Below are 24,380 nucleotides of genomic sequence, written 5' to 3' on the forward strand. Positions count from 1 at the left end.
CTCGGCCCGGTCGACGTGAACAGCCTCCGCCGCATCACGACCGCGCTCGGCGCCCTGCTGGTGGTCACCGTCTTCGGCACCATCGGCTACCTGGTTCTGGGTTTCACGCCGATGGAGGCCGTGTATCAAACGGTCACCACCATCGCGACGGTCGGCTTCCGCGAGGTGCGGCCCCTCACCACCGCCGGCGAGGTGTTCACCATCGTCCTCATCGTGGTGGGCGTCGGGACCTGCCTCTACAACCTCACCGTGCTCCTGGAGGCCCTGACCCACGGGGACCTGCCCAGCTACCTGGAAAGGCGCCGCATGGACCAGCGCATCGCCGCCAAGTCGGACCACGTGATCGTCTGCGGCTACGGCCGCGTCGGCCGGGCCGCCGTGGACCAGCTGCGGGCCACCGGCGAGCGGGTCGTGATCGTCGACCACGACCCCGCCAAGCTGCAGGGCGTCGACGTGCCGTACGTCGTCGGCGACGTGACCACCGACGACGTCCTCAAGGAGGCCGGCATCGAGCGCGCCCGCGCCCTCGTCGCCGCCCTGGAGACCGACGCCGACTCCGTGTACGTCGTCCTCTCCGCGCGGGCGCTCCGGCCCGACCTGGTGATCGTGGCCCGAGCGCGGACCGACGACTCCAAGACCAAGATGGTGCTGGCCGGAGCCGACCGCGCCGTGAATCCGCAGCGCATCGGCGGCCGGCGGCTCGCGTCGTTCGCGCTCGCGCCGGCCGCCACCCAGTTCATGGACGTGGTCATGCACGACGAGGAGTTCGAGTACCGGATTCAGCAGGTGGACGTCAGGCCCGGCTCGCTGCTGGCCGGCCGGACGGTCGGCTCCCTCGATCTGCAGCACACCATCGGGTGCCTGCTGTTGGCGATCCGCCACCCCGGCGCCCCGAGCTTCACCGCCACGCCCGGACCGGACGTGCTGGTCGCCCCCGGCAGCGTGCTGATCGCCTTCGGCAGCCAAGAACAGCTCTCCCGGCTTGCCGCGGCCGGTGGCGTGGCCGACGCGAGCCCCACCCGAGCGAGCTGAAGCCGCTCCCGGCCGCCCTGAGCTCGCGGGCCGGGCAAGCGGCCCGTGCGCGGGCCGGCTCAGCGACCGGGCAGCGGCAGGTAGACCAGCGGATCCACCGCGACGGCCACGAACACCAGGGTGAGATAGCTGATCGAGTAGTGGAACAGGCGCATCGGCTTCAACGCCGTGAGCGTGGTGTTCTCGGGATCCTTGGCGCGGGCCAGCAGCCGGTAGGACTCCAGCAGGAACACGACACCGGAGACCACCGCGCACCCGACGTACAGCCATCCCATCGGGGCCACGGGGATGAGGGCGAGCGAGGTGAGCACGGTCGCCCAGGCATACGCGACGATCCGCCGGGCCACCGCCACGTCCTGCGCGACCACGGGGAGCATCGGCACGCCCGCCGCGGCGTAGTCGTCCTTGAAGCGCATCGACAGCGGCCAATAGTGCGGGGGCGTCCAGAAGAACACGACGAGGAAGAGGATCACCGGCGCCCAGGACAGCGAGTTGGTCACGGCGGACCAGCCGATCAGCACCGGCATGCAGCCGGCCGCCCCGCCCCAGACGATGTTCTGGGCGGTGCGGCGCTTGAGCAGGATCGTGTAGAAGACGACGTACAGCGCGATGGCGCCCAGCGACAGCGCGGCCGAGAGCCAGTTGACCAGCAGGCCGAGGACCAGGGTCGAGGCGATACCGACCACGATGCCGAGCGCGAGCGCGCGCTGCGGGGAGATCGCGCCGGTGACGAGCGGCCGGTTCTCGGTGCGGTGCATGAGCCGGTCGATGTCGCGGTCGAGGTAGCAGTTGAGGATGTTGGCGCTGGCCGCGGACAGGGTGCCGCCGAGCAGGGTGGCGAGGATCAGCCCGGGGGCCGGGACGCCGCGATCGGCGAGGAACATCACCGGGAACGTCGTCACGAGCAGCAGCTCGATGATCCGCGGCTTGATCAGTGACATGTAGTCGCCGAAGGTGGCCGACGGCGCCTCGGTCGCGCGGTCGGCAGTGTGGCGGCGGGGTTGCAGCGCGGTCACATCGTCCTTCGGGGAACGCCGATGAGGAGGTACGTCGGGTGGGCGTCCCCACCCGCGACCTGGATGCACCCCTCCCCTGTGCTCGGAGAGACGCCCGCCCAGTCTACGGGCGAACCCGACGAGCGGTCCTGGAGGTGGACGGCGATTCGACAGGGTCGTCGGGACGGTCGACCAATTGTCCGCTCGAATCGGCGGCGGTGCGACGAACGGTCGCAGGCCCGGGTGGCCACACCGAGCCACCGGAGGTGCGCCGTCGGGGGGGCTGGTTAAGCTCGCAGAGGTGTAACGGTCCGTGTCACCCGGCCCGTCACAGGACGAATAAAGGAGTTCCCCGTGTCCGAGCCCGCTGCCGCAACCCAGCGAGACGCCTCGCTCCCGTCCCCGGTGGTCGCCGCCGTGGGATGGACCGATCTCGACGTCCGGGCGGTGGACACCGCGCGAGTCCTCGCCGCCGACGCCGTACAGAAGACCGGCAACGGCCACCCGGGCACGGCGATGAGCCTGGCCCCCGTGGCGTACCTGCTCTATCAGCAGATCATGCGCCTGGACCCGGCCGACCCGCAGTGGCTGGGCCGGGATCGCTTCGTGCTGTCCAACGGGCACGCGAGCCTGACGCAATACGTGCAGCTCTACCTGGCCGGCATCGGCCTCGAGCTGGCCGATCTGGAGGCCCTGCGCACCTTCAAGTCCAAGACGCCCGGGCACCCGGAGGTGCACCACACCACCGGCGTCGAGGTGACCACCGGGCCCCTCGGCTCCGGCCTGGCGAGCGCGGTCGGCATGGCCATGGCCCAGCGCCGCCAGCGGGGGCTCTTCGACCCCGAGGCGCCGGCGGGCACCAGCCCGTTCGACCATCACATCTACGTGATCGCCGGCGACGGCTGTCTGCAGGAGGGGGTGGCGAGCGAGGCCTGCTCGCTCGCGGGCCACCAGAAGCTCGGCAACCTCACCCTGATCTACGACGCCAACAAGATCTCGATCGAGGACCGCACGGACATCGCCTACAGCGAGGACGTCGCCGGTCGGTTCGCCGCGTACGGCTGGGACGTCCAGCACGTCTCGTGGCGGCCGGCGGAGGGGTCCGCGGGCACCGGCGAGGCGGCGTACGTCGAAGACATCGACGCCCTGGCCGCCGCCATCGAGGCCGGCCGGGCCGTGACCGACAAGCCCACGATCGTCATCCTCGACACGATCATCGCCTGGCCCGCGCCGACGCTGCAGGACACCGGCAAGTCGCACGGTGCGGCCCTCGGCGAGGACGAGGTCAAGGCGATCAAGACGCTCCTGGGCTTCGACCCGGAGCAGACCTTCGAGGTCGACCCCGCCGTGCTGGCCCACACCCGAGGCGGGGTAGCGCAGCGGGGCGCGGCTGCCCACCAGGAGTGGCAGCAGGCGTACGACGCCTGGCGCGCCGCCAACCCCGAGCGCGCCGCGCTGCTCGACCGCGTGCGCGATCACCAGACGCCGGAGGGCCTGGCGGCCGCCATCCCCACGTTCCCCGCCGACGCCGACAAGGGCATGGCGACGCGGGCGGCCTCCGGCAAGGTGCTCACGGCGCTCAAGGACGTCATGCCGGAACTGTGGGGCGGCTCGGCCGACCTGGCCGACTCCAACAACACGACGATGGAGGGCGAGCCGAGCTTCGTGCCCGCCGAGCACCAGACCAAGATGTTCCCCGGCAACGAATACGGGCGGACGCTGCACTTCGGCATCCGCGAGAACGCCATGGGCATGATCCTCAACGGGATCGCCCTGGAGGGGCTGACCAGGCCGTACGGCGGCACGTTCCTCACCTTCTCGGACTACATGCGACCGGCCGTGCGGCTGGCGGCGCTGCAGCGGGTCCCGGTCGTCTTCGTGTGGACCCACGACTCGGTCGGGCTCGGCGAGGACGGCCCCACCCATCAGCCGATCGAGCAGATTCCCAGCCTGCGCCTCATCCCGAACCTGCAGGTGGTGCGGCCCGCGGACGCCAACGAGACCGCGGTGGCGTGGCGGACCATCCTCACCTCGTGGGAGGACCCCAAGGGTCTGATCCTGTCCCGCCAGGCGCTGCCGGTGCTGGACCGCACGACGTACGCCTCGGCCGAGGGCACCGCGCGGGGGGCCTACGTGCTCGCCTGTGCCGCACCCGACGGCAAGCCCGACGTGATCCTCCTGGCGACGGGCTCGGAGGTGCAGCACGCCGTGGGCGCGTACGAGCAGCTCGTCGCCGAGGGGGTCAAGGCGCGGGTGGTATCGATGCCGTGCTGGGAGTGGTTCGAGGCGCAGGACGCCGCCTACCGCGAGCAGGTCCTGCCGCCCTCGGTGCGGGCGCGCGTGGCGGTCGAGGCCGCCGAACCGCGCCTGTGGCGGACCTACGTCGGCGACGCCGGCGTCGTCGTCGGGATCGACCACTTCGGGGAGTCGGGATCCGGCTCGGTCCTCATGAAGGAGTTCGGATTCACCGCAGACAACGTCGTCGCGGCGGCCCACCAGACCATCCGCACGGTGAAAGGCGACTGACATGGCGACCAACCCGAACCTCGACGCACTCGCCCAGAACGGCGTCTCGGTCTGGCTCGACGACCTGAGCCGGTCCATGATCAGCAGCGGCGACCTGGAGAAGCTCCTCACGGACCGCGGCGTGGTCGGCGTGACGACCAACCCCACGATCTTCGCCGCCGCCCTGAGCAAGGGCGAGGCCTACGCCGACCAGGTGGCGCAGCTCGCCGGCGCCGGGGCGGACGTGGATGCGGCCGTCTTTGCGATCACCACGGACGACGTACGGTCTGCGTGCGACGTGCTGCGGCCGGTGTACGACGCGACCGGCGGCCAGGACGGCCGCGTCTCCATCGAGGTCGACCCGCGGCTGGCCCGCGACACCACCGCGACGATCGAGATGGCCCGCCGTCTGTGGGCCACGGTCGACCGGCCGAACGTGATGGTCAAGATCCCGGCGACGGTGGAGGGCCTGCCGGCGATCGCCACCGCGATCGAGGAGGGCATCAACGTCAACGTGACGTTGATCTTCTCCCTGGACCGCTACCGGGGCGTGCTCAACGCCTATCTCACCGGCCTGGAGCAGGCCCGCGAACACGGCCGCGACCTGTCCACCATCCACTCGGTGGCCTCGTTCTTCGTCAGCAGGGTCGATACGGAGATCGACAAGCGGCTGGACGCGATCGGCACGCCCGAGGCCGCGGCGATGCGCGGCAAGGCCGCCATCGCCAATGCGCGGCTGGCGTATCAGGCCTTCGAGGAGACCTTCGCCACGCCGCGCTGGGCCAACCTCGCCGACGACGGCGCGCACAAGCAACGGCCGCTCTGGGCCTCCACCGGGGTCAAGGACCCGGCGTACCCGGACACGATGTACGTCACCGAGCTGGTCGCGCCCCTGACCGTGAACACGATGCCCGGCAAGACCCTCGAGGCGGTCGCCGACCACGGCCAGATCCACGGCGACACGGTGACGGGCACGTACGAGCAGGCCACCGCGCAGCTCGATGATCTGGAGCGGCTCGGGGTGAGCTACACCGAGGTCGTCGAACTGCTGGAGAAGGAGGGCCTGGAGAAGTTCGAGGCCTCCTGGGGGGAGCTGCTGGGCAGCGTCCGCGACGAGCTGAGCAAGGCGAGCCGTTCGTGAGTCCGGCGCGCGTCGCCCAGGGGGTCAACCCGCTGCGCGACCACCGCGACAAGCGGCTGCCCCGGATCGCCGGGCCCTGCGGCATGGTGATGTTCGGCGTCACCGGCGACCTCGCCCGCAAGAAGCTCATGCCCGCCATCTACGACCTGGCCAACCGGGGACTGCTCCCACCGGGGTTCTCGCTGGTGGGCTTCGCGCGCCGGGACTGGGCGGATCAGGACTTCGGCAAGCTGGTGTACGACGCCGTCCGCGAGCACGCCCGCACCCCGTGGCGGGAGGAGGTTTGGGGTCAGCTCGCCGAGGGGATCCGGTTCGTCCCCGGCAGCTTCGACGACGACGCAGCGTTCGACCTGCTCGTCGACACCGTGCACCTGCTGGACGAGCAGCGGGGCACCGGCGGCAACCACGCGTTCTACCTGTCGATCCCGCCGGGCTTCTTCGGTCCGGTCTGCCGCCAGCTGCAGCGCTCCGGGCTCGCGGAGGGCAAGGGGGACGCCTGGCGTCGGGTCGTCATCGAGAAGCCCTTCGGGCACGACCTGGCCAGCGCCCGGGAGCTCAACGACATCGTCGAGAGCGTGTTCCCGGCGGACTCCGTGTTCCGCATCGACCACTACCTCGGCAAGGAGACCGTGCAGAACCTGCTGGCGCTCCGCTTCGCCAACGAGCTGTTCGAGCCCATCTGGAACGGCAGCCACATCGACCACGTGCAGATCACGATGGCCGAGGACATCGGCATCGCCGGGCGCGCCGGGTATTACGACGGGATCGGCGCCGCCCGCGACGTGATCCAGAACCACCTTCTCCAGCTGCTGGCGCTGACCGCGATGGAGGAGCCGGTCTCCTTCGGGGCCGATCACCTGCGGGCCGAGAAGGAGAAGGTGCTCTCCGCGGTCACCCTGGCCGGTCCGGTGAGCAAGTGCACGGCCCGCGGCCGGTACGCCGCCGGCTGGCAGGCCGGGGAGGAGGTCCAGGGCTACGCCCAGGAGCAGGGGGTCTCCCCCACCTCCACCACCGAGACGTTCGCGGCCCTCAAGCTGCTCGTGCAGACGCGCCGCTGGGCCGGGGTGCCGTTCTACCTGCGCACCGGCAAACGTCTGGCCAAGCGCGTCACGGAGATCGCCGTGGTCTTCAAGCCGGCGCCGCACCTGCCGTTCACGGAGAACGAGACGGAGGAGCTCGGCCAGAACGCCATCGTCATCCGGGTGCAGCCCGACGAGGGCGTGACCATGCGCTTCGGGGCGAAGGTGCCCGGCGCGCAGATGGAGGTCCGGGACGTGACGATGGACTTCGGTTACGGCCGCGCGTTCACCGAGTCCAGCCCGGAGGCCTACGAGCGGCTGATCCTCGACGTGCTGCTGGGCGATCCGCCGCTCTTCCCCCGGCACGAGGAGGTCGAGCTGTCCTGGCGGATTCTCGACCCGGTCACGGCGGCGTGGGCCCGTTCGGGAAAGGCGCCGGAGGAGTACCCGGCCGGGCACTGGGGGCCCAGCAGCGCCCACGAGATGCTCGCCCGGGACGGCCGGGTTTGGAGGATGCCATGATCGTCGACCTGCCCAGCACGTCCGTCGGCGCCGTCGCCGCGAAGCTGCGCGACCTGCGGGACGCGGCGGGCGCGATGGCGTTGTCCCGGGTCCTCACGCTGGTCGTCCTCGTCGACGCCGCGCACGCCGACCAGGCGCTCACGGTGGCGACCCGCGCGACGTACCAGCACCCCAGCCGCATCGTCGCCATCGTCGAGGGCACCGACCGGGGCGAGGCCCAGATCGACGCCGAGATCCGCCTGGGCGGTGACGCCGGCGCCTCCGAGATCATCGTGCTGCGCCTGTCCGGGGGACTCGTGGCGCACGCCGAGTCCGTCGTGTTGCCGCTGCTGCTGCCCGACTCCCCCATCGTCGCGTGGTGGCCGTACGGCGCCCCGGACAACCCGGCGGCGGACCCCGTGGGGGCGCTGGCCCAGCGGCGCATCACCGACGCCGAGCACGCGCCGGATCCGGCGAAGGCCGTGGCCGCCCGGGCGGCCGTCTACGCGCCCGGCGACACCGACCTGGTGTGGACCCGGACGACGAAGTGGCGCGGCATTCTGGCCGCCGCCCTGGAACAACCCCCGTTCGAGTCGGTCACCCGCGTGACCGTGTGCGGCGGGTTGGACTCCGGCTCCACCGACCTACTGGCCGGCTGGCTCGGCAGCAAGCTCGGCTGCCCGGTGGTGCGCGGGCGCGCCCCGGCGGGCAGCGGCCTGCTCTCCGTCCGGCTGGACCGCCCCTCGGGGCCGATCGACCTGGTCCGCCCGGACGGGCTCATCGCGATCCTGGCGCACCCCGGTCAGCCGGTCCGGCGCCTGGCCCTCGCTCGGCGTACCGACGAGGAGTGCCTCTCCGACGAACTCGCCCGACTCGACCCGGACGAGGTCTACGAGGAGACCCTGCGCAAGGGATTGCCGCTGCTCACGGGCGAGGCGCTCATGACCGTCACCGACGCCGTGGACGCCGGCCACGCCCCGTCGCTCGCCGAGGCACGCACCATCTCCGAGCAGATCCGGCGGGCCACCGCGGGCCAGGGCAGCGCCGTCATGGTGGAACGCGAGGCGCCGCCGCAGGCGGCGTCGGAAGAGGCCGTACGCCGTCGCCGGGGCGAGCAGCGCGAGCGGGTGCAGGCGAAGCGCCGCGGCGAGAAGGCCTGACGCTCAGACGACGAGGCCACGCTCTCGGAGTGCGGACAGCGCTTCGGCGAGAATGGCCTCGCCGTCGGCGTCGGTGCGCCGCTCTTTGACGTAGGCCAGGTGGGTCTTGTAGGGCTCGATGCGCATCTGCGCAGGCGGGTTGGCCGGGTCCTGACCGGCGGGGAAGCCGCACCGGGGGCAGTCCCAGAATTCCGGTACGCCGACGCTGGCGTCCACCGCGAAGCTGGGGCTGGTTTCGTGCCCGTTGGCGCACCAGTAGGAGATCGTCACCCGGGGGGCAGCCTCCCCGCGCTCCGCCTCCCCCATCGGTCCCGCACCGACTCGACTACCACGAATCGCGTTCGCACCCACCATGGGGCATTCCTCCTTGTACGGCCCGGCGCCGTTGCCGGGACAGGGGGTTCAGCCGTGGAACCGCTCGAGGAGCTGCAGTCCGACGATGCAAGCGGTCCACCCCAGCGCCACCGTGACGGTGATGCGGTTGAGGTTGCGCTCGGCCACCGACGAACCACCCATCGTGCTCGAGAACCCGCCGCCGAACATGTCGGACATCCCGCCGCCCTTGCCCTTGTGCATGAGGATCAGCAGGACGAGGAACAGGCCGCCCAGGATCAGGAAGACGTCCAACACGATCTTCAGTACGTCCACGTGAGGTCACCTTGTCTGGGTCTGGGCTGCCAGGTCCGCAGACGTCGAGGTGCGGGTCTACGGGGCCTGGATCTGCGGGAATCTGCGGGAAACGCGAGCCGATGGCTCCTGGAGCAGCCTCGATCGTACCTGACGGAACCATGAATCCCGAGCGCGTCGGACGTCCGACACGCTCCCGCAGCGCGCGGGGCTCACGGGCTGCTCACGAATTGCTCGGACATGACCACGGCGCCCCCCTGGCGGTCGAAAACCATCACCATGGTGACGGAAATGAACCACCGGAGGGGCGCCGTGGTGACGCCGGGTCGGCTCGCCGACTCGACTCAGCCCGGGTCAGCTCGCCGACTGCTCCCGGAACCGGCAGATCGTGCCGAAGTCCTCGGGCTTCAGGGACGCGCCGCCGACGAGCGCGCCGTCGACGTCGGGCTGCGCCATGATCGCCGCGACGTTGTCGCCCTTGACCGAGCCGCCGTACAGGATCCGGATGCCGTCGGCCGTGGCCTGGTCGTAGAGTTCGGCCAGCTTCCCGCGGATCGCCCCGCAGACCTCCTGGGCGTCCTCGGGGGTGGCGACCTCGCCGGTGCCGATCGCCCAGATGGGCTCGTACGCGACCACGATCGACTTGGCCTGCTCGACCGGGATGTCCTTGAAGTCGGCCTCGATCTGGGCGAGCACGTGGCTCACCTGGTTGCCGGCCTTGCGGATGTCCAGGCCCTCGCCGCAGCACAGGATCGGGGTCAGGCCGTGCTTGTACGCCGCCTTGACCTTGGCGTTGAGCAGCTCGTCCGACTCCTGGTGGTACTCGCGCCGCTCGCTGTGCCCGATGATCACGTACGTGCAGCCGAGCTTGCTCAGCATCGGGCCCGAGATCTCACCGGTGTAGGCGCCCTCGTCGTGCTGGCTGATGTCCTGGGCTCCGTACCGCAGGCTCAGGCCGTCGCCCTCGACCAGGGTCTGCACGGTGCGCAGGTCGGTGAACGGCGGGCAGACCGCGACCTCGACCGCGCCGTAATCGTGCTTGGCGTCCTTGAGCGTCCAGTCCAGCTTCTGCACCAGGTGCGTCGCCTGCAGGTGATCGAGGTTCATCTTCCAGTTGCCCGCCATCAGCGGGATGCGGTTGCTCATCTGCTCAGGCTCCCAGGATGTCGATGCCGGGGAGGGTCTTGCCCTCCAGGTATTCCAGGCTCGCGCCGCCACCAGTGGAGATGTGCCCGAACTGGTCGTCGGTGTAGCCCAACTGCCGTACGGCGGCCGCGGAGTCGCCGCCGCCGACCACGGTGAGCGCCCCGTCGGCGGTCGCGTCGACCAGGGCCTGCGCGACGGCCTTCGTGCCCGCGGCGTACGGCGCCATCTCGAACGCGCCCATCGGGCCGTTCCAGAACACCGTCTTGCAGTCGGTGATCTTGCTGGCGAAGAGCTTGCCGCTTTCCGGGCCGATGTCCAGGCCCATCATGTCGGCGGGGATCGCGTCGACGCCGACCGTGGAGATCGGGCCGTCCGTGCCGAAGCTGGGCGCGATGACGGTGTCGACGGGCAGGACCAGCTCGACGCCCTTGGCCTGGGCCTGCTCGAGGAAGCCCTTGCAGGTGTCGATCATCGTCTCGTCGAGCAGCGACTTGCCGACCTCGTAGCCCTGCGCCTTGAGGAACGTGTAGGCCATGCCGCCGCCGATGAGCAGGCGGTCCGCCGTCTTCATGAGGTTCTCGATGACGGCCAACTTGTCGGCCACCTTGGCGCCGCCCAGGACCACGGCGTACGGCCGCTGCGGGTCCTGCGTGAGCCGCTTGAGCACATCGACCTCGGCGCCGACCAGGCCGCCGGCGTAGTGCGGGAGCTTGGTGGCGACGTCGTACACGCTCGCCTGCTTGCGGTGCACGACGCCGAAGCCGTCGGAGACGTAGTAGTCGGCGAAGGCCGCGAGCTGGTCGGCGAAGGCGCCGCGCTCGGCCTCGTCCTTGCTGGTCTCGCCCGCGTTGAAGCGCAGGTTCTCCAGCAGCGCCACCTCACCGTCGGCCAGGCCGGCCACGACGCCCTGGGCGGACTCCCCGACCGTGTCAGAGGCGAACTTCACGTCCGTGCCGAGCAGCTCGGAGAACCGGGCGACGACGGGAGCCAGGGAGTACTTCTCCTCCGGCGCGCCCTTCGGGCGACCCAGGTGCGCGACGACGATGACCGCCGCGCCCGCGCCGGTGAGGGCCTTGATCGTGGGGACTGAGGCGCGCAAGCGGCCGTCGTCGGTGATGTTCTTGTCGGCGTCGAGGGGGACGTTGAGGTCGCTGCGGACCAGGACCTTCTTGCCGTGCAGGTCGTCGCGGACGAGATCGTCGACCGTCTTCATAGGGGGCTCCTGTCGAGTCGCGAATGGGCGCAAGAAAAGCCCGTACGTCGGGCGGCCGGGCGGGCCACCCGACGCACGGGATCGATCACGTTGGGGTGCTGGGCTCGATCAGAGCTTGCTGCCCACGAGGACGCACAGGTCCGCGAGGCGGTTGCTGTAGCCCCACTCGTTGTCGTACCAGCCGACGACCTTGACCTGGTTGCCGATGACCTTGGTCAGGCCCGAGTCGAAGATGCAGGACGCCGGGTCGGTCTCGATGTCCTTGGAGACGATCGGGTCCTCGGTGTAGACGAGCTTGCCCTTCATGGGGCCCTCGGCGGCCTTCTTGACGATCGCGTTGACCTCTTCGACGGTCGTCTCGCGGCCGGCCTCGAAGGTCAGGTCCGTCGCCGAGCCGGTCGGTGTCGGCACGCGCAGCGCGTAGCCGTCCAGCTTGCCCTTGAGCTCCGGCAGCACCAGCGCGACGGCCTTGGCGGCACCCGTGCTGGTGGGGACGATGTTGAGGGCAGCGGCGCGGGCGCGGCGCAGGTCCTTGTGCGGCGCGTCCTGCAGGTTCTGGTCCTGCGTGTAGGCGTGGATCGTCGTCATGAGGCCCTTGACGATGCCGAGGCCGTCGTTGAGCGCCTTCGCCATCGGCGCGAGGCAGTTCGTGGTGCACGAGGCGTTGGAGATGATCGTCTGGCTGCCGTCGTACAGGTCGTCGTTGACGCCCATGACGATCGTGATGTCCTCGTTGCTCGCCGGCGCGGAGATGATGACCTTCTTGGCGCCGCCGTCGATGTGGGCCTTCGCCTTGGTGGCGTCCGTGAAGAAGCCGGTGGACTCCACGACGATGTCGGCGCCGACGCCCTTCCAGTCGAGCTTCGCCGGGTCGCGCTCGGCCCACGCGGCGAACTTCTTGCCGTTCGCGGTGATCGAGGACTCGTCGTAGGTCACCTCGCCCGGGAAACGACCGAGGATCGAGTCGTACTTGAGGAGGTGGGCGAGGGTCTTGTTGTCGGTGAGGTCGTTGACCGCGACGATCTCGATGTCCGCACCTGAGGCCGCGACGGCCCGGAAGAAGTTACGGCCGATGCGGCCAAATCCATTAATGCCAACGCGAACAGTCACAACGCTGCCTTCCTGGGGTTGCTTACCGGTGGCGAGAGCCCCCAGTCGCGCGGGACGCGGTGATGTCACGCCACTGCTTGCGGTAGGGGCCGGCACGCCGTCGTACGACGATTCGACCCTAGCGGGTCCGCGGTGTTGATAGCAGCTAAGGATCTGGCCGAATGGCCCGCCGCGGCGCGGATCAGGCCTCCAGCAGCTCCTCGGTCAGCCCGGCCTCGGTGCTCGGGATGCCGAGCTCGCTGGCCCGCTTGTCGGCCATCGCGAGCAGCCGCCGGATCCGCCCGGCCACGGCGTCCTTGGTCATCGGCGGCTGGGCCAGAGCGCCGAGTTCCTCCAGGCTGGCCTGCTTGTGGTCCAGCCGCAGCTGACCGGCCTCGCGCAGGTGCTCGGGGATCTCCTCGCCGAGGATCTCCAGGGCCCGCGCCACCCGGGCGCCGGCGGTGACCGCAGCCCGCGCCGACCGCCGCAGGTTGGCGTCGTCGAAGTTGGCCAGGCGGTTCGCCGTCGCCCGGACCTCGCGGCGCATACGCCGCTCCTCCCAGGCCAGCACCGCGTCGTGCGCGCCGACTCTGGTGAGCATGGCGCTGATCGCGTCGCCGTCCCGGATGACCACCCGATCCACCCCGCGCACCTCGCGCGCCTTGGCCTGGATGCTCAGCCGCCGCGCGGCCCCCACCAGCGCCAACGCCGCCTCCGGCCCCGGGCAGGTCACCTCCAGCGAACTCGATCGGCCCGGCTCGGTCAGCGAGCCGTGCGCGAGGAAGGCGCCCCGCCAGGCGGCCTCCGCGTCACACACCGCGCCGTTGACGACCCGCGGCGGCAGGCCCCGGACCGGACGCCCGCGCAGATCGACCAGCCCGGTCTGCCGGGCCAGGTCCTCGCCGTTCTGCTCGACCCGCACGACGTACCGGCTGCCCTTGCGAATCCCCGCCTCCGAGACGACCATCAGCTCGGTCGCGTGCCCGTAGACCTCGGTGATGTCGCGCCGCAGCCGGCGGGCCGCCGAGGCGGTGTCCAGCTCGGCCTCGACCACGATCCGGCCGGCCACCAGGTGCAGCCCGCCGGCGAGTCGCAAGGACGCGGAGACCTCCGCTTTGCGGCAACACGGCTTGGTCACCGGCAGCCGACTGAGCTCGTCCTTGACGTTCGCGGTCATGGCCATGGCGTAAATAGTGCCACTGGCGCGGAGTGCTTCCGACCGGCCGACGGCGCCCCGGCACATCGAACGAGTGTCCAACTTCGCGTCGGTCCTGGTCAGCGTCGACGTTCGCGGAGGGGGTGGTCAGGAAAAGACGTCGCGGTACGCCGCAGCCAGGCGCAGCACGTCGTGCACCTTGGGCCGGTCCGGGGCGACCACGCTCGCCACCACGAGCTCCGCGCCCAGTTGCGCCGCCGCCGCCTCGACGCGATCCCGGTCGTCGACGACGCCCGGGTCGGCCAGCACGACGTCCAGGTGGAACTGGGGCGCATGGTGGGCGAGCACGTCCAGGTGGCGCGCCGCCGTGAAGCCCATCGTCTCCGTGGTCTGCATCTGCACGTTGAGCGTGAGCAACCGGCGGGCCTTCGTCTCCGCCAGCGCCACCGCCAGCTCCGGCACGAGCAGGTGCGGCATCACCGAGGTGAACCACGACCCCGGGCCGAGGACCACCCAGTCGGCCTCGCGGACCGCCCGGACCGTCTCGGGGTGGGCCGGCGGATCCGCCGGGTCCAGCCGCACCTCCAGCACCTCACCCGCGGTGGTTGCCACCTGGGCCTGCCCGAACACCTCGCAGATCGACTCCGGGTCGTGCGGGTCGAGGCCGCGGACCAGCGCGGAGATGTGCAACGGGACGGCCGCCATCGGCAGCACCCGACCCCGCGCCCCCAGGAGCCGGCGCACGACGTCGAGCCCCTCGACCGTGTCGCCGAGCAGCTCCCACAGCGCGACGATCAGCAGGTTGCCCACCGCGTGCCCGCCCAGGGGTCCGGGGCCGGCGAAGCGGTGTTGCAGCACGTCGCTCCACAGCAACCCCCACTGCGAGTCGTCGCACAACGCCGCGAGGGCCATCCGCAGGTCACCGGGCGGCAGGACGTCGTACTCGCGGCGCAGCCGCCCGCTCGATCCGCCATCGTCGGCCACGGTGACGACCGCCGTGATCTGGTCCGACAGGTGCCGCAGCGCGGCCAACGAGGCCGCCAGACCATGTCCCCCGCCGAGCGCGACGACCGTCGGCCGGTGCGCGCTCACCTCACTCCCGCCCGAGATCCCGGTGGAAGAGGATCGTCGCGACCTCCGGCGTGTGCAGGCGGTGCGCCAGCCGCTCCGAGATGGCGACCGAGCGGTGCTTGCCACCGGTGCAGCCGATCGCGACGGTGATGTAGCGCCGCCCCTCGCGCAGGTACCCCTCCAGCATCGGCTCCATGAGGCTCACCAATCGCTCGACGAACTCCAGTGCGCCCGGCTGCCCGAGCACGTACGAGGCGACGCCCTCGTCCCGGCCGGTCTGATTGCGCAGCTCGGGGATCCAGTACGGGTTGGGCAGGAAGCGCATGTCGAAGACGAGGTCGGCATCCAGCGGCAGGCCGTATTTGAACCCGAAGGAGACGATCGCGATCCGCAGCCGGGTCGTCGGGGCGCCCTCGTTGGCGATGTCGCGGACCTTGGCGGAGAGCTGGTGCACGTTGAGGCCGGAGGTGTCCACGACGAGGTCCGCGTCGGAGCGCAGATCCGCCAGCTTCTTGCGTTCGGCCTGGATGCCGTCGAGGAGCCGTCCGTCCCCCTGCAGCGGGTGCGGGCGGCGCACGCTCTCGAAGCGGCGGACCAGCGACTCGTCGTTGGCGTCGATGAAGATGACCCGCGGCCGCAGGCCCATCGCCCGCAGCTGGGCCAGGGCCCCGCGGAAGGCGTCGAAGAAGCCACGCGACCGCGCGTCGACGACGGCGGCCAGGCGGGTGACGTTCGACGCGGGGGCGGAGGCGAGCTGCGCGAGCTGCGGCAGCATCGAGGCGGGCAGGTTGTCCACGAGGTACCAGCCGAGGTCCTCCAGCGCGTGCGCCGCCGTCGACCGGCCGGCCCCGCTCATCCCGGTGAGGATCGCGACCTGGAAGTCTCCCTCACCGTCCGCGTCGCGCTCGTCCGGCCCGCCGGGCCCGAGCCCGCCCGGCCGCAGTCCGCTCGGTCCGGGGCCGCCCAGCCCCGGGCCGGCCAGGCCTGATCCGCCGAGCCCGGCACCGCCGGCGAACCCCGCCGGGGTGCCTCCCAGCCCCTCGCCGCCCTCGCTCATCGCCTCGAGCCCTCCGGTTCGTGGTCGTCCTGTGGTCATCCTGTGGTCATTGTGTCGTCCCCGCGCCCGGATCCGGCCTAGTCCAGGATCTCACCGGTCGTCACGTTGACGGCCGGTGCGACCTGTGCCGCGCCGGCGGCCAGCCGGTCGGCGATGGTGCGCGCCAGCGCGGGACCGATGCCGGGCACGGCGGCCAGCTCGTCCGGGTCCGCCGCCCGGATCGCCTTGACCGACCCGAACGCCTTGAGCAGCGCCGCCCGTCGGGCGGGGCCGAGCCCGGGGATCGTGTCCAGGGCGCTCGTCGTCATGGCCTTGCTCCGGCGCTGCCGATGGAACGTGATCGCGAACCGGTGCGCCTCGTCCCGGATCCGCTGCAGCAGGAACAGCGCGTCGCTGCCGCGCGGCAGGATGACGGGGAACTCCTCCCCCGGCAGCCACACCTCTTCGAGCCGCTTGGCGAGCCCCACCAGCGCCACGTCGGTGACGCCGAGCGCGTCCAGCGCCGCCTGCGCCGCGTTGACCTGGGGCAGCCCGCCGTCGACGACCACGAGCTGGGGGGCGTAGGCGAACCGTCGTGCCTTGCCGGTCTCGGGGTCGATCCCGGCCGGTACGTCGGGGCCCGCCGAGCTCGACGCCTCGGCCACGTGCCGCCGGAAGCGCCGGGTGAGCACCTCGTGCATGGCCGCCGTGTCGTCGGTGGCGCCGGTCTCGGCCTCGCCGCGGACCGCGAAGCGGCGGTATTCGCCCTTGCGCGGCAGGCCGTCCTCGAACACCACCATCGAGGCCACGACGTTGGTGCCCTGCACGTGGCTGACGTCGAAGCACTCGATCCGCAGCGGCGCCTCCGCCAGGCCCAGGGCCTCCTGCAGGTCGGCGAGGGCCTGGCCGCGCGCGGTGAGGTCGCCGGCCCGGGCCACCTTGTGCCGCGCCAGCGCCTGCTGGGCGTTGCGGGTGACCGTCTCGGCCAGGGCGCGCTTGTCGCCCCGCTGGGGCACCCGGACCGACACCCGCGCCCGACGTACCTCCGACAGCAGCGCGGCGACGGCCTCGCAGTCCGCCGGCAGCGTCGGCACCAGCACCTCCCGCGGCACGCCCTCGGCCGACTCCGCCGCGTAGACCTGCATAAGGAGCTGCTGCACGAGGTCCGCGTCGTCGGCGGACTCCCGCTCGCTGACCCAACCGCGCTGACCGCGGACGCGGCCGCCGCGCACGTGGAAGACCTGCACGGCCACCTCGAGCTCGTCGCTGGCCATCCCGAACACGTCGGCGTCGGTGGCGTCGGCAAGCACCACCGCGGACCGCTCCAGGGCGCGCTCCAGCGCACCGAGGTCGTCGCGGAGCCGGGCCGCGGTCTCGAAGTCGAGCTCCGCGGCCGCCGCGCGCATCTGCGCCTCCAGCCGCTTGACGAACCGACCCGTGTTGCCCGCGAGGAAGTCGCACAGCTCCTCGGCGATCGCCCGGTGCGCGTCGGCGTCGACGCGGCCGACGCACGGCGCGCTGCACTTGTCGATGTAGCCGAGCAGGCAGGGGCGGCCCGACAGCCCGGCCCGGTGGAAGACGCCCTTGCTGCAGGTGCGCACGGGGAAGACCCGGAGGAGCTGGTCGAGGGTCTCCCGGATGGCCCAGGCGTGCGCATAAGGCCCGAAGTAGCGGGTCCCTGCCCTCTTGGCCCCGCGCAGCACCTGGGCGCGGGGGAACTCCTCGGCCATGGTCACGGCCAGGTACGGGTAGGACTTGTCGTCGCGGTACTTGACGTTGAACCGCGGCTCGAACTCCTTGATCCAGCTGTATTCCAGCTGGAGCGCCTCGACCTCCGTCGCCACGACGGTCCACTCGACGCTCGCGCCGGTGCGCACCATCGTCTGCGTGCGCGGGTGCAGGCCGGCGACGTCCTGGAAGTACGACGAGAGCCGCTGCCGCAGGCTCTTCGCCTTGCCGACGTAGATGACCCGGCCGTGGGCGTCCCGGAAGCGGTAGACCCCTGGCTCGGTGGGGATTTCGCCCGGCCGGGGGCGGTACGTCGAGGGGTCGGCCACGCGGCTCAGCGTACGGCGTACCCGCCGACAACCCGCGGACCGGCCCGAACGCTCTCGGGGGCCGGGTGCGGGGCGAACCTACTCGACCGTACGGCGCAGGCGGCCGACCGCTCGCCCGGTCCTGGAACCGTTGGACAGACGTCTTTGACCTGCAACGTCGCGATGAGGTCGCGCCTACTTCCGTGATCGGCGAAACATCATCTAGTCTCCGTGCGCACTGCAGTCCGCCGACCGACCGGTCGGCCCGACGGGTCGCGACGGCCCGGGACGCCTTCCCAGGAGGATCGATGAAGAACTCGTTCGTGCGCGCCGGTGTCGGCGTCACCGTTCTCGCCACGGTGGTCGGCCTCGCCGGCTGTGGCTCCCGTTCCGAGACCGGGAGCTCAGCGACGGGTGGAAGCGGCTCCGGTGCGGACAAGAAGGCCGTCATCGGCCTCATCGCGCCCCTCTCCGGTGGCCTGTCCGCCATGGGCCTCGGCATGAAGAACTCCGTTGACCTGGCGATCAAGCAGGCCAACGAGGCCAAGACGATTCCGGGCTGGACCCTGGAGCTCGACGCCAAGGACGACGAGGGCAAGCCCGAGCCCGGCAAGAACGCCGCGTCGGCGATGGCCTCCAGCGACAACGTCGTGGGCGTCGTGGGCACGCTGAACTCCAGCGTCGCCGGCCCCGTGCAGCCGGTCCTCAACACCGCGAACATCGCGATGATCTCCCCCGCGAACACCAACCCCAGCCTGACGAAGGGCCCGGACCTGACGGCACCCAAGCGGCTCTACCCCAACTACTTCCGCACCTGCACCACCGACGACGTCCAGGGTCCGTTCGCGGCGCAATACCTGATCGAGAAGGGCATCACCAGCGTCGCCACGATCCACGACAAGAAGACCTACGGCCAGGGCCTCGTCGATGCCTTCGCCAAGGACTTCGCCGCCAAGGGCGGCAAGGTCGTCGCGGCCGAGACGATCAACCCGGACGATGCCAACTACTCGGCGGCGATCAGCAAGGTGAAGGCCGCCGCGCCGAAGGCGGTCTATTACGGCGGCGAGTACCCGCAGGCCGGGCCGCTGTCGCAGCAGATGAAGGCGGCCGGTCTCGCAGTGCCGCTGATGGGCGGCGACGGCATCTACGACCCGCAGTACATCAAGCTGGCCGGCGCCCAGTCGACCGGCGACCTGGCCACCTCGGTCGGCGCGCCGATCGCCAAGATGGCCAAGGGTCAGGAGTTCCTGGACGCGTACAAGAAGGGCAACTACAAGGAGGAGCCGTCGGCGTACGGCGCCTACGCGTACGACGCGGCCAAGGCCATCATCGAGGGGCTCAAGGTCAGCCTGAAGGACGCGAAGAGCGCGAAGGAGGCCCGCAAGGCCACCATCGACGCCATCGGCAAGGCCTCCTTCGACGGCGTCAGCGGCAAGGTCGCCTTCGACCAGTACGGCGACAGCACCACCCGCACCCTCACCGTCTACAAGGTGACGGACGGGGCCTGGAAGGACGACAAGACCGGCGAAGTGGCGAAGTAGTTCGCCAGCGATCGCGCTGACTGGGGCGGCGAGGAATCCTCGCCGCCCCAGTCGGGCGCCAGTGGCGCCCCATCCACCTGCACGGCCCCAGAAGGGCACGGCACGTCAGGAAGGAGTTGCGTGGAACTCGTCCAGCAGCTCGTGAACGGGCTCACCCTCGGCTCGCTCTACGCATTGATCGCCGTCGGTTACACCGTCGTCTACGGCATCGTGCAGCTCATCAACTTCGCCCACGGCGAGGTCTTCATGATCGGCGCCTTCGGCGCCCTCACGACGTACATCGTGCTCTTCAAGGACACCACCGCCTGGTGGGTGCTGCTGGTCATGATCCTCGGCGGCATGGTGGCCGCGGTCGCGACGGCGGTGCTGATGGAGCGGGTCGCCTACCGGCCGCTGCGGCACGCCCCGCGGCTGGCCCCGCTGATCACCGCCATCGGCATCTCGATCTTCCTGCAGGAGATCGTGCGGCTCTACTACGGCCGCATCCCCGGGCTTCCCGACGCCAAGCAGAACATCCCCTTCCCGGCCGTGGAGGGCTTCACCGGGTCGCCCTTCGTCGTCGGCGGGGTCACCTTCCAGCGGCCCGCGCTCTTCACGATGGGCGCGCTGGTGCTGTCCGCGGCGTTCCTGTGGTGGTTCATCAACACGACCCGGCAGGGCCGGGCGATGCAGGCCGTCTCGCAGGACCCGGACACCGCGCGGCTGATGGGCATCGACGTGGACAAGGTCATCGTCATCGCCTTCGCCGTGGGTGCGGCCCTGGCCGCGATCGCCGGCGTGGCGCAGGGCCTGCAGAACGGCAACATCGAGTTCCGGATGGGCTTTATGGCGGGCCTGAAGGCGTTCACGGCCGCGGTCCTCGGCGGCATCGGGAACGTCGCCGGCGCCGTGGTCGGCGGGCTCACGCTGGGGGTGGTCGAGTCGATCGGCATCTACCTCGGCGCGGGGCCGTGGAAGGACGTCGTCGCGTTCGCGCTGCTGATTCTCGTGCTGGTGTTCCGGCCGCAGGGGATCATGGGCGCTCGGGTGGTGGATCGGGCATGAGCGACATTCCCCCGCTGCGGCAACGGCTGCGCCGCACCGCCCCGGATGACGGCGCCACGGTGCGCAGCAGCCGGCCCGCGATCCTGATCGGTGCCGCCGGAATCGCGCTGCTCGTCGCGAGCGCGTTCCTGTCCTGGACCTACAACCCCAGCCTTCTCGATGACCTGACGGTCTACGGGTTCCCCTCGCCCACCCAGGTGCTGCTGCTGGCGCTCGCGGCGTACGCCGTCATCCAGCTCGTGTTGCGGCTCCCGCGCGCCGACCGGTGGCGCCGGCTGTTCGGGCGGCAGAGCGGCCTGCGGCGGCTCAGCGCCGGGATCATCGCCTTCGTCGTGGTGGTCATGCTCGCGATCGTGGTCCAGGACAAGGCACGCTTCGCAGCGCTCGACCCGGGCGCCTGGGTCGCCCTCGCCGGCGCCGTGCTGCTGTGGGCGGGGGCCCGTTGGCTGCCGGCGGACCAGCACGTCATCCAGGAGCACCACCGCTTCCCCGCGGTGGTCGAGATCCTCATCGTGGTGGGCTTCGTCGCGGCGTTGCTCTTCGGTGCGGCGTACGGGCTGGATCTCCAGGACGGCGCCCTGCTGGTGGTCTTCCTCGCGTTCGTCGGGGCACTGGCCGCTGGCATGTCGGGCGGCGGCGTCTTCGACTGGTTGAGCATCATCTTCGCCCACCACCGCACCGTCCTGCTGACCGCCTCGATGGTGGCGGCCATGATGTTCCCGCTGACCCAGAACGGGTCCGACGCCAACATGGCGATCGCCACGAACGTGCTGATCTTCGCCGCGACGGCGATGGGCCTGAACATCGTGGTCGGCCTCGCCGGGCTGCTCGACCTCGGGTACATCGCCTTCCTGGGCGCGGGCGCCTATGTCGGGGCGGCCCTGTCCGAGTCGGCGTTCGCCACGATCGGGGTCAAGCCGCCGTTCCTGCTCGTCGTCCTCCTGGGCGCGTGCATCTCGGCGACGTTGGGCCTGATCATCGGGTCCCCGACGCTGCGGGTGTCCGGCGACTACCTGGCCATCGTCACGCTCGCCTTTGGTGAGATCTTCCGGCTGTCGATGTTCAACCTGGACGGCAACAACGGCCCCAACCTCACCCGGGGCCCGAACGGCATCAACGCGATCCCCGAGCTGAACCTCTTCGGCTTCGACTTCGGCGAGACGCACACGATCGCCGGGTTCGCGATCACCCGGATGGCGAACTATTACCTTCTGCTGTTGCTGCTGATCGCGTTCATCATTCTGGTGTTCACCCGCCTCAACAACAGCCGCATCGGCCGCGGCTGGGTGGCCATCCGGGAGGACGAGAAGGCCGCCGAGGCGATGGGCGTCAACGTCTTCGGGCTGAAGCTCTTCGCCTTCGCGGGCGGCGCGTTCCTGGCCGGCCTGGCCGGCACCATCAAGGCGCACGCGGACACCGCGGTGTCCCCGGACTCCTACCAGTTCCTGGAGTCGGCGTTCCTGCTGGCCGCCGTCGTCCTCGGCGGCATGGGCACCGTGGGCGGCGTCCTGGTCGGGGCCGTGATCTTGAAGCTGCTCCCGGAGAAGCTGCGCTTCTTCTCGGAGAACCGGCTGCTGCTCTTCGGCGTGCTGCTGGTGCTGATGATGCGCTTCCGCCCCGAGGGTCTGGTCGCCAGCAAGCGGCGCAAGCTGGAGTTCCACGAAGACGACACCGAGCTGGCCGAACGAGTCGAGCACGTGCACATGGAGGAGGTCAAGTGAGTCACGCTGCGGAGCCCTTGACCCCCGACGCGACCGGTCCCGCGGCCGGTCCCGCAAATGGTCCCGGGACAGGCCCCGCCCCTGGTCAGGGGCGGGCCGTCCTGGAGGCCCGGGGCGTGACCATGCGCTTCGGCGGGCTGGTCGCGGTCAACAACGTCGACCTGACCGTCCGCGAGGGCGAGATCGTCGGCCTCATCGGCCCGAACGGGGCCGGGAAGACCACCTTCTTCAACTGCCTCACCGGGCTGTACAAGCCCACCGAGGGGCAGGTGACGTTCGAGGGCGCCGTACTGCCGCCCCAGCCACGCGCGGTGGTGAAGGCGGGAATGAGCCGGACCTTCCAGAACATCCGGCTCTTCGCGAACATGACGGCGTTGGAGAACGTCATGGTCGGCCGGTACTGCCGGACCACCGCCGGGCCGCTGACCTCGATCCTGCACGGGCCGAAGTTCCGCCGGGAGGAGGCGGCGACCCGGGCGCGGGCCAAGGAATTGCTGGCGTACGTCGGGTTGGCCGGCACCGATGAACACCTGGCCCGGAACCTCCCGTACGGCGACCAGCGCCGCCTCGAGATCGCCCGGGCCTTGGCCACCGACCCCAAGCTCATCCTGCTGGACGAGCCGACGGCGGGGATGAACCCGCAGGAGACCCGGGACGCCGAGAACCTCATCTTCAAGATGCGCGACTCGGGGCTCGCGATTCTCGTCATCGAGCACGACATGCGCTTCATCTTCAACCTGTGCGACCGGGTGCTGTGCATGGTGCGCGGGGAGACGCTCGTGGAGGGCACCGCCGAGCAGGTGCAGTCGGATCCCCGGGTGATCGAGGCCTACATCGGTACGCCGGAGTCGCTCGAGGCGCCCGACGACGACCTGCTGATCGCGGACGAGGAGGGCACCCGGTGAGCGACACCACGGCACCGGCGATGTTGGAGGTCAAGGACCTGGTCGTCGCCTACGGAAAGATCAAGGCCGTCAAGGGCATCTCGTTCACCGTCCCGCAGGGCTCCGTGGTGTGCCTCATCGGCACGAACGGCGCGGGAAAGACGACGACGCTGCGCACGATCTCCGGGTTGCTGCCGCCCGCCAAGGGGTCGGTGACGTTCGAGGGCCAGCGCATCGACGGGGTCCCGGCGCACAAGATCGTCACTCTGGGTGTCGCCCACTCACCCGAGGGCCGGCACATCTTCCCCCGGATGACGGTGAAGGAGAACCTCCTGCTCGGGGCGTACGCCCGCAAGGACCACGGCATCGAGGAGGACCTGGCGGCGGCGTACGAGCTGTTCCCGATCCTGCACGAGCGCGCGGACCAGCCCGCCGGCACCTTCTCCGGCGGCGAGCAGCAGATGCTCGCGATGGGCCGCGCCATGATGAGCAAGCCGCGGCTGCTCCTGCTGGACGAGCCGTCGATGGGTCTCTCGCCGCTGATGATGCAGAAGATCATGGCGACGATCCGGACGCTGCGCGAGCAGGGCACCACGATCCTGCTGGTGGAGCAGAACGCGCAGGCGGCGCTGACCCTCGCGGACCGCGGGTACGTCCTGGAGGTCGGCAAGATCGTCGCGTCGGGCACGGGCAAGGAGCTGCTGGCCAGCGACCAGGTGCGCAAGGCTTACCTGGGCGAGGACTGAGGCCGGTCGGGGCGCGGAGGCTAGGTCTCAGCGTCCCGACCGTGTCGGGCGGGTGGGCTTCCGGTCGCTCCGGCCCGGGCCCCGCCCAGCTTGCTGGCGACCCCGTCGATCACCAGCTGGCAGGGCCCGTCGGCCCGGTGCTCAGGCGGAGGTGACTTTGTCGCCGTCCACCTTGATCTTCTGGACGCCGAGGCCCTTCGCCGACGGCCCGACCTTCACCTCGCCTGTTGCCGGGTCGAACTCGCTGCCGTGCAGCGGGCACCGCAGGAAGCCGCGCGAGGACACCTCGCTGACGTGGCCGCCGGCGTGCGGGCAGTACGTGCTCAGGGCCACGTAGCTTCCCGCTGTCGGCTGGCTCACGATGACGCCGGCGTCGGCGAAGATCTTGGACTTGCCGACGGGGACCTCCCCCGCCTTCACGGCCTTGGCTATGGCCGCCTTGGCCGAGTCGGACAGGTCGGGCTGGTGGGTAACCTGTCCCCCGGCGCCCGCTCCCGATTGCCCGCCGCACGCGCCGAGCACGGTCACCGCGACGCCGGCGATGGTCACCGTCGCGGCGGCGCGGAGCACGGAGCGCCGAGACGGTACGTCGGGGTTCGCCGCCTGCCCCGATGCGAGGTCGGCCGAGGCGACGGCGACATCCGGTGAACCGTGGTGCGCAGAGAACACGAGGCTGAACTCCTTTGCCATGCGGCCGAGCGGCCGGCCTGAGGTGGT

Annotated in this window: 21 protein-coding genes; 10 read left to right on the plus strand and 11 right to left on the minus strand. The window is 70.8% G+C overall.

Annotated features, from left to right (window positions below):
* Positions 1-15: 15 nt before the first annotated feature.
* Complete coding sequence (locus IPK37_17940; protein QQS00655.1) at positions 16-1,032, plus strand: potassium channel protein; 1,017 nt, start codon at positions 16-18, stop codon at positions 1,030-1,032.
* A gap of 59 nt (positions 1,033-1,091) precedes the next feature.
* Here IPK37_17940 and IPK37_17945 read toward each other — a convergent pair whose 3' ends face one another.
* Positions 1,092-2,039, minus strand: coding sequence for a protoheme IX farnesyltransferase (locus IPK37_17945; GenBank protein QQS02991.1), 948 nt, complete (start codon positions 2,037-2,039; stop codon positions 1,092-1,094).
* Between the two features lie 342 nt (positions 2,040-2,381).
* On the opposite strand from IPK37_17945, the gene IPK37_17950 reads away from it, so the two are divergent.
* From IPK37_17950 to IPK37_17965, 4 genes are read left to right on the plus strand one after another with little or no spacing between them, the layout of a single operon-like run.
* The gene (locus IPK37_17950; GenBank protein ID QQS00656.1) at positions 2,382-4,553 is read left to right on the plus strand and encodes a transketolase; all 2,172 of its coding nucleotides are present in this window, start codon (positions 2,382-2,384) and stop codon (positions 4,551-4,553) included.
* Between the two features lies 1 nt (position 4,554).
* Complete coding sequence (gene tal / locus IPK37_17955) at positions 4,555-5,673, plus strand: transaldolase (GenBank protein QQS00657.1); 1,119 nt, start codon at positions 4,555-4,557, stop codon at positions 5,671-5,673.
* On the plus strand, positions 5,670-7,214 hold the full coding sequence (locus IPK37_17960) for a glucose-6-phosphate dehydrogenase (protein ID QQS00658.1): 1,545 nt from the start codon (positions 5,670-5,672) through the stop codon (positions 7,212-7,214). Before tal ends, IPK37_17960 begins: the two co-directional genes overlap by 4 nt.
* The gene (locus IPK37_17965) at positions 7,211-8,353 is read left to right on the plus strand and encodes a glucose-6-phosphate dehydrogenase assembly protein OpcA (protein ID QQS00659.1); all 1,143 of its coding nucleotides are present in this window, start codon (positions 7,211-7,213) and stop codon (positions 8,351-8,353) included. The genes IPK37_17960 and IPK37_17965 overlap by 4 nt, the downstream gene beginning before the upstream one ends.
* A gap of 3 nt (positions 8,354-8,356) precedes the next feature.
* Here IPK37_17965 and IPK37_17970 read toward each other — a convergent pair whose 3' ends face one another.
* The 9 genes from IPK37_17970 to uvrC form a co-directional block, all read right to left on the minus strand.
* A complete protein-coding gene (locus IPK37_17970; GenBank protein ID QQS00660.1) occupies positions 8,357-8,707 on the minus strand; it encodes an RNA polymerase-binding protein RbpA in 351 nt (116 codons plus the stop codon).
* A 48-nt stretch (positions 8,708-8,755) separates the two neighbouring features.
* The gene (secG, locus tag IPK37_17975) at positions 8,756-9,001 is read right to left on the minus strand and encodes a preprotein translocase subunit SecG (protein ID QQS00661.1); all 246 of its coding nucleotides are present in this window, start codon (positions 8,999-9,001) and stop codon (positions 8,756-8,758) included.
* Positions 9,002-9,334: 333 nt separating this feature from the next.
* Entirely contained in the window at positions 9,335-10,126 is a 792-nt protein-coding gene (locus IPK37_17980) for a triose-phosphate isomerase (protein ID QQS00662.1), read from the minus strand.
* Positions 10,127-10,130: 4 nt separating this feature from the next.
* The gene (locus IPK37_17985) at positions 10,131-11,339 is read right to left on the minus strand and encodes a phosphoglycerate kinase (protein ID QQS00663.1); all 1,209 of its coding nucleotides are present in this window, start codon (positions 11,337-11,339) and stop codon (positions 10,131-10,133) included.
* A 108-nt stretch (positions 11,340-11,447) separates the two neighbouring features.
* A complete protein-coding gene (gap, locus tag IPK37_17990; protein ID QQS00664.1) occupies positions 11,448-12,449 on the minus strand; it encodes a type I glyceraldehyde-3-phosphate dehydrogenase in 1,002 nt (333 codons plus the stop codon).
* A gap of 181 nt (positions 12,450-12,630) precedes the next feature.
* The gene (gene whiA / locus IPK37_17995) at positions 12,631-13,611 is read right to left on the minus strand and encodes a DNA-binding protein WhiA (protein QQS00665.1); all 981 of its coding nucleotides are present in this window, start codon (positions 13,609-13,611) and stop codon (positions 12,631-12,633) included.
* A 120-nt stretch (positions 13,612-13,731) separates the two neighbouring features.
* Positions 13,732-14,694: a uridine diphosphate-N-acetylglucosamine-binding protein YvcK gene (gene yvcK, locus IPK37_18000; protein QQS02992.1), complete on the minus strand. Its 963-nt coding sequence runs from the start codon at positions 14,692-14,694 to the stop codon at positions 13,732-13,734.
* Complete coding sequence (gene rapZ, locus IPK37_18005; GenBank protein ID QQS02993.1) at positions 14,678-15,511, minus strand: RNase adapter RapZ; 834 nt, start codon at positions 15,509-15,511, stop codon at positions 14,678-14,680. Before rapZ ends, yvcK begins: the two co-directional genes overlap by 17 nt.
* Before the next feature lie 278 nt (positions 15,512-15,789).
* Complete coding sequence (gene uvrC, locus IPK37_18010) at positions 15,790-17,748, minus strand: excinuclease ABC subunit UvrC (GenBank protein ID QQS00666.1); 1,959 nt, start codon at positions 17,746-17,748, stop codon at positions 15,790-15,792.
* 287 nt (positions 17,749-18,035) lie between these two features.
* On the opposite strand from uvrC, the gene IPK37_18015 reads away from it, so the two are divergent.
* The 5 genes from IPK37_18015 (at position 18,036) to IPK37_18035 (ending at position 23,663) form a co-directional block, all read left to right on the plus strand.
* Complete coding sequence (locus IPK37_18015; protein ID QQS00667.1) at positions 18,036-19,268, plus strand: branched-chain amino acid ABC transporter substrate-binding protein; 1,233 nt, start codon at positions 18,036-18,038, stop codon at positions 19,266-19,268.
* Positions 19,269-19,388: 120 nt separating this feature from the next.
* Positions 19,389-20,312 carry a branched-chain amino acid ABC transporter permease gene (locus tag IPK37_18020; protein ID QQS00668.1) on the plus strand — a complete coding sequence of 308 codons (924 nt, stop codon included), beginning with the start codon at positions 19,389-19,391 and terminating at the stop codon, positions 20,310-20,312.
* Positions 20,309-22,033 carry a branched-chain amino acid ABC transporter permease gene (locus tag IPK37_18025; GenBank protein ID QQS00669.1) on the plus strand — a complete coding sequence of 575 codons (1,725 nt, stop codon included), beginning with the start codon at positions 20,309-20,311 and terminating at the stop codon, positions 22,031-22,033. The genes IPK37_18020 and IPK37_18025 overlap by 4 nt, the downstream gene beginning before the upstream one ends.
* A gap of 122 nt (positions 22,034-22,155) precedes the next feature.
* On the plus strand, positions 22,156-22,938 hold the full coding sequence (locus tag IPK37_18030; protein QQS02994.1) for an ABC transporter ATP-binding protein: 783 nt from the start codon (positions 22,156-22,158) through the stop codon (positions 22,936-22,938).
* 20 nt (positions 22,939-22,958) lie between these two features.
* Positions 22,959-23,663, plus strand: coding sequence for an ABC transporter ATP-binding protein (locus IPK37_18035; protein ID QQS02995.1), 705 nt, complete (start codon positions 22,959-22,961; stop codon positions 23,661-23,663).
* 141 nt (positions 23,664-23,804) lie between these two features.
* On the opposite strand, the gene IPK37_18040 is transcribed toward IPK37_18035, so the two are convergent.
* A complete protein-coding gene (locus IPK37_18040; GenBank protein ID QQS00670.1) occupies positions 23,805-24,332 on the minus strand; it encodes a Rieske (2Fe-2S) protein in 528 nt (175 codons plus the stop codon).
* Between the last annotated feature and the right edge of the window lie 48 nt (positions 24,333-24,380).

Source organism: Austwickia sp. (assembly GCA_016699675.1).
GTDB lineage: Bacteria > Actinomycetota > Actinomycetes > Actinomycetales > Dermatophilaceae > Austwickia.

Bases quoted from the DNA above. Each gene is read 5' to 3' on its own strand.
- tal (QQS00657.1), top strand. From the start codon at position 4,555: ATGGCGACCAACCCGAACCTCGACGCACTCGCCCAGAACGGCGTCTCG.
- IPK37_17970 (QQS00660.1), bottom strand. From the start codon at position 8,707: ATGGTGGGTGCGAACGCGATTCGTGGTAGTCGAGTCGGTGCGGGACCG.
- whiA (QQS00665.1), bottom strand. From the start codon at position 13,611: ATGGCCATGACCGCGAACGTCAAGGACGAGCTCAGTCGGCTGCCGGTG.
- IPK37_17965 (QQS00659.1), top strand. From the start codon at position 7,211: ATGATCGTCGACCTGCCCAGCACGTCCGTCGGCGCCGTCGCCGCGAAG.
- IPK37_18015 (QQS00667.1), top strand. From the start codon at position 18,036: ATGAAGAACTCGTTCGTGCGCGCCGGTGTCGGCGTCACCGTTCTCGCC.
- IPK37_18030 (QQS02994.1), top strand. From the start codon at position 22,156: ATGCGCTTCGGCGGGCTGGTCGCGGTCAACAACGTCGACCTGACCGTC.
- IPK37_18035 (QQS02995.1), top strand. From the start codon at position 22,959: ATGTTGGAGGTCAAGGACCTGGTCGTCGCCTACGGAAAGATCAAGGCC.
- IPK37_17980 (QQS00662.1), bottom strand. From the start codon at position 10,126: ATGAGCAACCGCATCCCGCTGATGGCGGGCAACTGGAAGATGAACCTC.
- IPK37_17985 (QQS00663.1), bottom strand. From the start codon at position 11,339: ATGAAGACGGTCGACGATCTCGTCCGCGACGACCTGCACGGCAAGAAG.
- IPK37_18025 (QQS00669.1), top strand. From the start codon at position 20,309: ATGAGCGACATTCCCCCGCTGCGGCAACGGCTGCGCCGCACCGCCCCG.
- rapZ (QQS02993.1), bottom strand. From the start codon at position 15,511: ATGAGCGGGGCCGGCCGGTCGACGGCGGCGCACGCGCTGGAGGACCTC.